The organism is Streptomyces laculatispora, assembly GCF_017353455.1.
Lineage (GTDB): Bacteria > Actinomycetota > Actinomycetes > Streptomycetales > Streptomycetaceae > Streptomyces > Streptomyces laculatispora.
Genome location: NZ_JAFMPZ010000582.1, coordinates 1 through 9,152 on the forward strand (window position 1 = coordinate 1; position 9,152 = coordinate 9,152).

General features: G+C 69.2%; 8 protein-coding genes and 1 pseudogene. 3 read left to right on the forward strand and 6 right to left on the reverse strand.

Features of this window, described 5'->3' with window-relative positions:
• Positions 1–704 (forward strand): annotated as a pseudogene (locus J1C73_RS30815) (DUF2637 domain-containing protein); the annotation flags it as partial.
• Positions 705–808: 104 nt separating this feature from the next.
• On the opposite strand, the gene lysS reads toward J1C73_RS30815, so the two are convergent.
• Positions 809–2,575: a lysine--tRNA ligase gene (gene lysS / locus J1C73_RS30820; protein ID WP_207319256.1), complete on the reverse strand. Its 1,767-nt coding sequence runs from the start codon at positions 2,573–2,575 to the stop codon at positions 809–811.
• Positions 2,576–2,709: 134 nt separating this feature from the next.
• Between lysS and argS the strand changes: the two genes are divergently transcribed.
• Positions 2,710–4,482 carry an arginine--tRNA ligase gene (gene argS, locus J1C73_RS30825; protein ID WP_207319257.1) on the forward strand — a complete coding sequence of 591 codons (1,773 nt, stop codon included), beginning with the start codon at positions 2,710–2,712 and terminating at the stop codon, positions 4,480–4,482.
• A gap of 129 nt (positions 4,483–4,611) precedes the next feature.
• On the opposite strand, the gene J1C73_RS30830 is transcribed toward argS, so the two are convergent.
• Both J1C73_RS30830 and J1C73_RS30835 read right to left on the reverse strand, forming a co-directional pair.
• Positions 4,612–4,932, reverse strand: coding sequence for a hypothetical protein (locus tag J1C73_RS30830; RefSeq protein ID WP_207319251.1), 321 nt, complete (start codon positions 4,930–4,932; stop codon positions 4,612–4,614).
• A gap of 310 nt (positions 4,933–5,242) precedes the next feature.
• A complete protein-coding gene (locus J1C73_RS30835; RefSeq protein ID WP_123459984.1) occupies positions 5,243–5,671 on the reverse strand; it encodes a GvpU-like protein in 429 nt (142 codons plus the stop codon).
• Between the two features lie 248 nt (positions 5,672–5,919).
• Here J1C73_RS30835 and J1C73_RS30840 point away from each other — a divergent pair, with 248 nt between their 5' ends.
• The gene (locus J1C73_RS30840) at positions 5,920–6,294 is read left to right on the forward strand and encodes an ATP-binding protein (RefSeq protein ID WP_242644949.1); all 375 of its coding nucleotides are present in this window, start codon (positions 5,920–5,922) and stop codon (positions 6,292–6,294) included.
• Positions 6,295–6,328: 34 nt separating this feature from the next.
• Here the strand turns inward: J1C73_RS30840 and J1C73_RS30845 are convergent, their stop codons facing one another.
• The 3 genes from J1C73_RS30845 to J1C73_RS30855 form a co-directional block, all read right to left on the reverse strand.
• Positions 6,329–7,585 carry a phospholipase D-like domain-containing protein gene (locus J1C73_RS30845; protein ID WP_207319253.1) on the reverse strand — a complete coding sequence of 419 codons (1,257 nt, stop codon included), beginning with the start codon at positions 7,583–7,585 and terminating at the stop codon, positions 6,329–6,331.
• A gap of 114 nt (positions 7,586–7,699) precedes the next feature.
• Positions 7,700–8,044 (reverse strand): DUF5955 family protein, encoded by a 345-nt coding sequence (locus J1C73_RS30850; RefSeq protein ID WP_207319254.1) that lies wholly within the window; start codon positions 8,042–8,044, stop codon positions 7,700–7,702.
• Positions 8,041–8,619: a DUF6232 family protein gene (locus tag J1C73_RS30855; protein WP_242644948.1), complete on the reverse strand. Its 579-nt coding sequence runs from the start codon at positions 8,617–8,619 to the stop codon at positions 8,041–8,043. Before J1C73_RS30855 ends, J1C73_RS30850 begins: the two co-directional genes overlap by 4 nt.
• Positions 8,620–9,152: the final 533 nt, after the last annotated feature.

Here is a 9,152-nt window from a genome sequence, read left to right on the forward strand (position 1 = left end):
AGACGGCCCAGCCCCAGCAGCCCGAACTCGTCGGCGCCCCGCAGCAGGAGCAGTACGCCGAGCCGGAGCCGCGGAACCAGCAGCCCCACCCCCGGCCCCAGCCGCAGAGCGCCTTCCAGCCGCACTCCCAGGCCCAGGAGCACTCCCAGGCTCAGGAGCACTCCCAGGCTCAGGAGCAGACTCAGGCCCAGGCCCCCGCCTCGCACGAGAGCCCGTGGTTCGCGGCACAGGCGCCGGACGGCGCGTACGAGGGTTCGTACAACCCGACGTACGTCGATGTCCAGGAACCCGGCCCGGTCATGATCCCGACCGGCCCCGGCCGCACCCGCCCGCTGGGCAACGTGGGCACGATCGGCGCCATGCCCGCCCCCCGCGGCGAGCAGCAGCCGCTGCCGGAGCACGAGGCGCCCGAGGCCCTCGCGGCCGACGAGGTCCCTCAGGAGCCGAAGCCCGTCGCCGAGGCGGCCGAGGAATGGGCCGAGGAATGGGCGCAGGAGGACGCGGAGTTCAGCGAGATCGCCTATGAGGTCTTCGCCGCGTTCGTGACCCAGCACAGCACGTACCCCAGCATCGAGGTCCTGGACATACACCTGTCGGACGGTCACAACGTGCGGCACCCGCGCAGCGCGGCCCTGCTCCGCCAGCTGATCCAGGGCTTCAAGAACCGCTACCACGCCGAACTCGAAGCGGACCACATCGCGTAGGCCGCACCAGCGAAGGCACCTGGCGAACAACACCGTCGAGGACAGCAGCGACGCCGAAGGGCCGCCACCCGCGAAACGGAGTGGCGGCCCTTCGTCGGTCGTCGTTACGCGCCGAGCAGCCTGCGCACCCGGTCCGCCCCGACCGCGAGCAGCAGCGTGGGCAGTCGCGGCCCGGTGTCCCGGCTGACGAGCAGCCGGTACAGCAGCGCGAAGAACGACCGCTGCGCGGTCTTCAGCTCGGGCGTCGGCTTGGCGTCCGCCTCAAGCCCGGCCAGCGTCTTCGGCACGCCGTAGACGAGCGTGGTCAGCCCGTCCAGCGACCAGTGCGAGTCGAGACCCTCCAGCAGCAGCCGCAGCGATGCGCGGCCCTCGTCGTCGAGCGAGCCGAGGAGCTCCTTGTCCGGCTCGTCGCGCACGATGGTGCGGGCCTCGGCCGGGACCTGGGTGGTGATCCAGCTCTCGGCCCGGTCCAGCCGCGGCCTGACCTCGTCCAACGAGGTCAGCGGGCTCGAAGGGTCCAGCTCGCTGAGGATGCGCAGCGTCTGGTCCTCGGCCCCGGCGGTGATGTCGGCGACCGAGGCGAGGGTGCGGTACGGCAGCGGGCGCGGGGTACGCGGCAGCTCACCGGCGGCCGTCCCGATCGCGCGGGCGTACGCGGCGGCGTCGGCCGGCAGCACGGAGCCGTCGGCGACCTTGCGCTCCAGCGAGTCCCACTCGTCGTAGAGCCGCTGGATCTCCTGGTCGAAGGCGATCTTGAAGGACTGGTTGGGCCTGCGGCGCGCGTACAGCCAGCGCAGCAGCGGGGCCTCCATGATCTTCAGCGCGTCGGCCGGGGTCGGCACACCGCCCTTGGAGGAGGACATCTTCGCCATGCCGGAGATGCCGACGAAGGCGTACATCGGCCCGATCGGCTGCACGCCGTCGAAGATCTCGCGGACGATCTGGCCGCCGACGACGAACGAGGAACCGGGCGAGGAGTGGTCCACCCCGCTCGGCTCGAAGATCACGCCCTCGAACGCCCAGCGCATCGGCCAGTCGACCTTCCAGACCAGCTTGCCGCGGTTGAACTCCTTCAGCCGAACCGTTTCGGCGAAGCCGCAGGCCGCGCAGGTGTAGTTCAGCTCGGTGCTCTCGTCGTCGTACGACGTGACCGTCGTCAGGTCCTTCTCGCAGTTGCCGCAGTAGGGCTTGTACGGGAAGTAGCCGGCCGAACCGCCGCTGCCGTCGTCCTCGCTCGCCGCGCCGGAGCCGGCCTCGGCCTCCAGTTCGGCCTCGTCGGCCTTCTTCTGCTGCGGCTTCCTGCCCTTGCCCGGCGCACCGCCCGCCGCCGGGTCCTTCTTGGTCCGGTAGCGGTCCAGGACGGCGTCGATGTCGGCGCGGTGCCGCATCGCGTGCAGGATCTGCTCGCGGTACGTGCCCGCCAGGTACTGCTCCGTCTGGCTGATTCCGTCGTACTCGACACCCATCTGGTCCAGCGCGTCCGTCATCGCGGCCTTGAAGTGCTCGGACCAGTTCGGGTACGCGGAGCCGGCCGGGGCGGGCACCGAGGTCAGCGGCTTGCCGATGTGCTCGGCCCACGACTCGTCGACACCCGGGACGCCGCTGGGCACCTTGCGGTAGCGGTCGTAGTCGTCCCAGGAGATCAGGTGCCGGACGGTGTGGCCGCGGCGGCGGATCTCGTCGGCGACCAGGTGCGGGGTCATGACCTCGCGGAGGTTGCCCAGGTGGATCGGGCCTGACGGGGAGAGACCGGAGGCGACGACGACCGGTTTGCCAGGCGCACGACGCTCCGATTCGGCGATGACATCGTCCGCGAAGCGGGAGACCCAGTCGGTCTCGGTGCTGCTCTGACTCTGAGCCACGGTCGGCACGTCCTTCTCTCTTGTAGGACTCATAGGGGCGCTCGCCATTCTCCCAGGTACCGCCCACAGCGCGAAAACGGCTTTGCACACCGTGGAATACTTGGGTCCATCCCTTGTACTCCTACGGAAACGGCAGCCAGCTGATGGCCTCGGTCAATTCCCTCGCTTCCACGCTCCAGCAGCAGCTGGCGGACGCCCTGACGGCAGCTCTGCCGGATGCCGGTACCGCGGACCCGCTGCTGCGCCGAAGTGACCGGGCCGACTTCCAGGCCAACGGAATCCTGGCCCTCGCCAAGAAGCTCAAGGGCAACCCGCGCGAGCTGGCCGCCCAGGTCACGGCCGCCCTCCCGGCGAGCGACCTGATCAAGGACATCGAGGTCTCCGGCCCCGGCTTCCTGAACATCACGCTCTCCGACAGGTCGATCATCGAGACGCTCGCCGCCCGCGCCGCGGACGGCGAGGGCCGGCTCGGCGTCCCGTACAGCAGCGCCGTGGGCACCACCGTCATCGACTACGCCCAGCCGAACGTGGCCAAGGAGATGCACGTCGGTCACCTGCGGTCCGCCGTGATCGGTGACGCGATGGTGCAGATCCTGGAGTTCACCGGCGAGTCCGTGGTCCGGCGCCACCACATCGGCGACTGGGGCACCCAGTTCGGCATGCTCATCCAGTACCTGATCGAGCACCCCGACGAGCTGGACCACGAGGGCGGCAAGGCCGACGGCGAAGCCGCCATGTCCTCGCTCAACCGGCTCTACAAGGCCTCGCGGGCGCTCTTCGACTCCGACGAGGAGTTCAAGGCCCGCTCGCGGGACCGGGTGGTGGCCCTCCAGGCCGGTGAGGCGGAGACGCTCGCCATGTGGCAGCGGTTCGTCGACGAGTCGAAGATCTACTTCTACTCGGTCTTCGACAAGCTCGACATGGAGATCAGCGACCCCGACATCGTCGGCGAGTCCGGCTACAACGACATGCTGGAGGAGACCTGCCGCATCCTGGAGGAGACGGGCGTCGCCGTCCGCTCCGAGGGTGCGCTCTGCGTCTTCTTCGACGATGTGCTGGGCCCGGACGGCAACAAGGTCCCGCTCATCGTCAAGAAGACGAACGGCGGTTACGGCTACGCGGCGACCGACCTCTCCGCGATCCGCGACCGGGTGCAGAACCTCAAGGCGGACACCCTGCTGTACGTGGTGGACGTGCGGCAGTCCCTGCACTTCAAGATGGTCTTCGAGACGGCCCGGCGGGCCGGCTGGCTGACCGAGGACGTCAAGGCGCACCAGCTGGCGTTCGGCACCGTCCTCGGCAAGGACGGCAAGCCGTTCAAGACCCGCGAGGGCGTCACGGTCAAGCTGGAGGACCTGCTCGACGAGGCGGTCGAGCGGGCGACGGCCGTGGTCCGGGAGAAGGCCGAGAAGGTCGGTCTGACCGAGGAGGAGATCGTCGAGAACGGCCGGTACGTCGGCATCGGCGCCGTGAAGTACGCGGACCTGTCGACCTCCGCCGTGCGGGACTACAAGTTCGACCTGGACCAGATGGTGTCGCTGCACGGCGACACGTCCGTCTACCTCCAGTACGCGTACGCGCGTATCCGGTCGATCCTGCGCAAGGCCGGCGACGCGAAGCCGGTCGCGCACCCGGAGCTGGAGCTGGCCCCGGCCGAACGGGCGCTGGGTCTGCACCTGGACCGGTTCGCCGAGGTGCTGTCCGAGGTGGCGGCGGGCTACGAGCCGCACAAGCTGGCCGCGTACCTCTACCAGCTGGCTTCGCACTACACGACGTTCTACGACCAGTGCCACGTCCTCAGCGACGACAACTCGCCCGAGGTCGTCGAGAACCGGCTGTTCTTCTGCGACGTCACCGCCCGCACGCTCCACCAGGGCATGGCGCTGCTCGGCATCCGGACGCCCGAACGGCTCTGACCGCCACGCGTTCCCGACACGCCATGCGTTCCTGACGCGAGGGGCCGCTGACACTCTCCTGGCCTGCCCGGAGTGCTGTCAGCGGCCCTTCACGCGTCCGGCCGGGCACGACTGCGCGCGGTGGATGGCTCAGGAGGCTGTGACGCCCACGGTTGTGACGTCCGCGCCGATGTCGCACCAGGTGGTGGAAGTGCCACCGGACACCGCGCGGTTACCGAAGTGCCGGTAGGTGCCGTATCCGGGCTTGAAGCAGTCGATGAACTCGGTGAACGCTCCGCCCGTACAGCTGATGGAGGCGCCGTGATGTCCTGCGCTCCCGACCAGAGGTTTGGGGTTTCCGCAGGAAAGCCCTGACGCGGATGCCGCGGCCGGCGAGGCCAGTCCGAGCAGCCCCCCGCCGGCCAGTGCGAGGGATGCGGCGACAGCTGCGACTCGGTGGTAACTACGCACGTTCGTCTCCTCTGAGGGTCGGACCGAAGCGATCGGTCGGATTCAGCCTGATCGACCCCGGACTGATCCACTAGACCGCCCGGACCAACTGGCCGAAAGCGTCATACCGCCCCAGGTGGGATGAAACGAGCGTCTGCCATCGACCGGCGCCGGTGGGGACGACCGGACGGACAGAGCCGAAGCGCGCGATGCACGAAATGAGTGACGGAGAGTTAGCCGAAAATCGATCACGTACAGTTATTCTACGAACGCGATGCGTAGTCGACACCCTCGGCACCCGGACGGGAGCTACGGGGCCTGGCTGCGGGAACTACTCGGGCCGTCCCAGCGCCCACCCGGAGACGTCGGACAGCCGCCCGCGCCACAGCGGCAGCCGCAGCGGAGCCGCACCGCCGAACACGAGCGTGGCGTCGCGCAGATGAATCCAGCGGGGGAGCTGCTGCGCGTCCTCGTCGGCGCGGAGCTCCTTGATGCCCTGATCCACCGTCTCGGGGAACTCGGCGATGAGGTTGGCGCCCTCGCCCTCGACCTGCCGCAGACTCCTGGACCAGTCCGCCTTCCAGGCCTCGTGCCCGATCACGTCACCGTGCAGCACGCCGGCCGGGATGGCCAGCGTGAGCGGCAGACCGGAGCGCATCTCCCGGTCGAGGAGCTGGATCAGCAGCTGGAGCTGGAGATCGGGCACCGCCTCGGTGATCACCGCGGTCGAGTCCGGTGAGCGGTCGACGGACTCGTTCATGGGATGTTCCCTTCGCCGCGGCGGTCGTCCCGGAACCGTATCCGGGCGAACCGCATTGTCTGGTGCCGCTCACCTGCCCCGAGGAGGCCGCCGCACGCCTCGAACGGAACGGCCACCCGTACGGACGAATTTCGGATACACGGCAATGGCTCGGGTACACGCAGCCAAGACCGGCCACCGAGCCTTTTCCTCTGGGGTGAATCCACATGAACGACCAATGCGCCGCACCCGACTTCTCCACCGTGGAAATGTCCTCGGCGGCCGCACCCCCGCCGCTCCGGGCCGCGGATGCCCGCGAGGCCGCCGCCGTCTTCGCCGCGAAACTGAGTCCGGCACCGTCCACCCGCGCCGTCCAGAATCTGGTGCTGCTCTCCTCGGAGCTGGTGACGAATGCGATCCGGTACGCCGGAGGAGTCACCGCCCTGTCGTTCGGGGCCGATCAGGGTGCGCTGCACGTGCGCGTCGTCGACCCCAGCCCCACCCATCCGCAGTGCCGCGTCCCGGACCTGACCGGCCGGACGGGCGGCTTCGGCTGGCCGATGGTCCTCCGGCTGGCCAGCCACGTCACCATCCACCGTCACGGCAGCCGGGGAAAGACCATTCTCGCCACACTGGCGCGCTGAACGGTTCACCGGCCGATGAGTTCAGCGACCGCCGTCACAGAAAGCGGCGGAACGGCACGACCGACGCCTCCCGGATGCGCTGCACGACCGACCGCCGCTTCCAGCGCCCGCCCTCGATCAGGACACTCGCCTTCATGTCCTGATCGAAATGGCCGTCCAGCGTCGCGGTGAACGCACGGTCCATCACCGCGAGCATCACTTCCTCGTCATGGTCCAGCGAGCGCCGGTTGAAGTTGGTCGAGCCGATCAGCGACGCGACGCGGTCGATCGTGATGGCCTTGGTGTGCATCATCGTCGGCTGGTACTGGAAGATCTTCACGCCGCAGGCGGTGAGGTCCTCGTAGTGCAGTTGTCCGGCCAGTTGGCAGACCCGCTTGTCGGTGTGCGGTCCCGGCAGCAGGATCTCCACATCGACCCCGCGCCGCGCGGCGGCACAGAGCAGTTCCACGAAGTACGTGTCGGGCGCGAAATAGGCCGTGGTGAGCCGTACGCGCTCCTCGGCGGACTCCAGTACGACGCGGAGCAACGTCTGCATGTCCTGCCAGCCGACGCTGGCCGAACCGCGCACGACCTGGACGACCGCCTCCCCGCGCGGCTGCGTCCGCAGGAACCGGTCGCGGGCGTCGAACAGTTCCTCGTGGCACTCGGCCCAGTTCTGCGCGAACGCCGCCGCCAGTCCGTCCACAGCGGGTCCGCGCACCTGTACGTGGGTGTCGCGCCACTCGTTCTCGTTGCGCGCGTCCCCGCACCACTCCTCGGCTATCCCGACGCCCCCGGTGAACGCTGTCTCCTCGTCGACCACGAGGACCTTGCGGTGGCACCGGTGGTTCTGCTTCAGCGGTGAGAGGTGCAGGGGTTTACGGAACCACGCCACCTGGACCCCGGCCGCCTCCATCCCCGCGAGCTGGTCCTTCTCGATCAGCCGGCTGCCGAACCCGTCCAGCAGCAGCCGGACCCTGACTCCGGCCCGCGCCCGATCGGCCAGCGTCCGGGCGAACTCCCCGGCTATGTCGCCACGCCAGTAGACGAAGGTCATCATGTCCACGGTGTGCTCGGCGCCCCGGATGCTCTCCAGCATCGCGGCGAAGATCGCGTCACCGTTGCGGAGCGGGACCAGTTCGTTTCCCTCGGTCGCGGCGATTCCGATGAGCCGCTCCAGCCGCCGTCGCAGCCTGAGTGCGCGTTCGGCGAGGAGCGCGGTCTCCTGCGCGGCGGAGGCGTCGGACGCGGAGGCGGAGGCGTCAGACGCGTCCGGGCGGTGCTCCGGTCTGTCGTCCATGGTGCTGGTCATACGTCTCCTCGACGGTCGTCGCTGGGCGGTTCCGTGCACCGCTCCCTGTGGAAGTTGCCCCGGGCACCTTCCCGCGACGTCGCCGTCCACGCGTTCGATCGCTCGCGTTACGGCTCACACAGCGCCCAGGAGCCCGAGCACCTTCCTGACCGCCTCGACCACCGGCTCCCCGACCGTCGACACCGTGGCCGCGATCCCGGCGACCGCCAGCAGCGCGCGATGCCGCTCCTCCGGCGCCTGCGGCGGGACGCCCTGCCCGGTGAGGGCGGGCAGGTTGTCGTCCAGGACCCGGACACTGGCCGGCGGGAGCTGCCCCCGCAGCTCACCGACCAGCCGCAGCAGTTCCCGTACCGCCTCCCGCAACTCCGGGGGGACGGCTTCGGCGGACGGCGTGAAATGGTTGTTCTGGATGCCCGTGTTCCCCGAGCCGCCGTACATGTTCACGTTGTCGCCGCTCATGAATTCGCAATCCCCACGTTCCCGGACCCGCCGTACATATTGACGTTGTCCCCGAAGTGGTAGATCTGGGGACTCGCACTGATTCCCTCCACCCGCACGGTGAACTCGGCCTCGGGATGGTCGATCGCGTGGGCGATGCGACCGACGAGCTGAATCAGTTCACCCGGATCACGGCTGGTCACCATCGCCGTCGACGGCCCCGACGTCTCCACCGCCAGCACGAAGTGCGAGCGGGCCGACAGGACCTGTGTCAGCTCCAGCAGGTAGTAGACGAACCCGCCCACCGTCCCGAGCCACACGAGGAAGATGAACGGGCCACCACTGCTCTCGCCCCGGCCGATGGACGCCACCGCGTCCACCAGCAGAATGAGAACGGTCATGCCCACCGCCAGCGCGAGCGTCAACGCCACGCGCTTGCAGAACAGCGTGATCGCCTCCTTGCGTCGCGGACGCAGCACGAACGTGAAGACGCGGGCGATGTTCTCCAGCGGATACGCGGCCGGCCCGACCCACAGCAGCCGCTTGCTGACCCGGAGATCCACCGCGTGCACGAGCGGCGGCGAAGGCGCGCCCATGGGGCGCGGTGGTACGGCCGGTGGCTCCATGAGTCCCCCTCGAATGATCGCTCACCGCGAAGGACCCATTAAGCGCCGCACCCTCCGTCGGTGCAAGCCGAAATCATTCAACGAAACTTCATAGCAACGGAGTTGGCGAGATCCGACCACCTGCCCCACCGCCCGCCCCGGAGCACCCCGCACGACCGGCAGGCCCTGCGCACACCCTCCCTGACCTGCGAGATCGACATCAGATCCGCGTTGACCGGCCTTCGGCCGACAGATTTTCGAGGACGACGACGACCACGACGACGAGGCCGAAATGGCCTCCCACCGGGACCGTCCTCCTGAACGGGGCCGGGCTGAACCACGGCCACTCGGTCGCGGCCATGCTGCCGGCACGGGACACGGTCCTCCCCGAGGAGCCATCGGGCTCCTCGGGCATCGCCGAGGCCTCCGGCCGTCACCGCTCCCTGCGGAACTGACACCAGACCACCTTGCCGGGGCTGCGCTCCCCCACCCCCCACCCGTCGGAGAACGCCGCCACGATCAGC